The 833-nt window shown below is 42.0% G+C and carries 2 pseudogenes; both read right to left on the reverse strand.

Features of this window, described 5'->3' with window-relative positions:
• Nucleotides 1-175: pseudogene (modA, locus tag AB4653_RS27655) on the reverse strand (molybdate ABC transporter substrate-binding protein); the annotation flags it as partial.
• A gap of 57 nt (nt 176-232) precedes the next feature.
• Nucleotides 233-833: pseudogene (locus AB4653_RS27660) on the reverse strand (cobyric acid synthase CobQ); the annotation flags it as partial.

An 833-nucleotide genomic window follows, 5' to 3' on the forward strand; every position in this document is an offset into this window, starting at 1 on the left:
CATACACTGGAATAACATCGACAGAATGATCTTTCTCAAACTCTTCAACCAACAAGTTAACCGCATTCGTCATAGACGATGCAGCATAAACTCGTAGTTTTTCAGCAGCCAAAAGATAAGTAGAATTCAGTGCCGAAGCTAAGACGATAGTTAAAAGGATGACTCGTTTTTTCATTATTCTCATTTAATCTATTGTTCGTTTAAATTCTTGAGCTAACTTCTACGTTGCGGCCTAAGCTGGTAATTCAGGCCAAAGCAGGTCAAGGTTCAAGTGATCTTCGATGGCATCAGCGATTCGATTGATACCCAACTCTTTAAGCTGTTCATGGTCAATCGCTGTCACATCATTAGCACCTGCCCATTCGCAAATAAGCGACAATGCATCACTGTTATCGAATACGCCATGCAGGTAAGTACCAAAAATTGAGTTATCTTGATTCACAGCACCATCAACACTGCCAGATTCTAACTGAACAGGTAATACCGTTTCATTGACATCAGTCCTACCTACGTGGATTTCATACCCTTTTACTTGTGCAGTTTTGCCATCAAGTGTCATGGTTCCACACACATTGGTTAAAGTTTTCTGCTGTGTTAGTGTCGTTTCAGTATCAAGATACCCCAACCCTTCACTGCTTCCTGATTTCCCTTCAACGCCATCTGGGTCGTGGATGATATTCCCTAGCATCTGATAACCGCCACAAATACCCATCACTTTCCCGCCCAAGCGAAGATGACGCTGAATATCTTTATCCCAACCTTGCTGTTTTAGGTATTCCAAATCGGCTCTTACCGATTTTGTTCCCGGCAATACAATCAAATCAGCGTTGTTC

It is taken from the genome of Vibrio sp. 10N.222.48.A3, from assembly GCF_041475345.1.
GTDB lineage: Bacteria > Pseudomonadota > Gammaproteobacteria > Enterobacterales > Vibrionaceae > Vibrio > Vibrio tasmaniensis_A.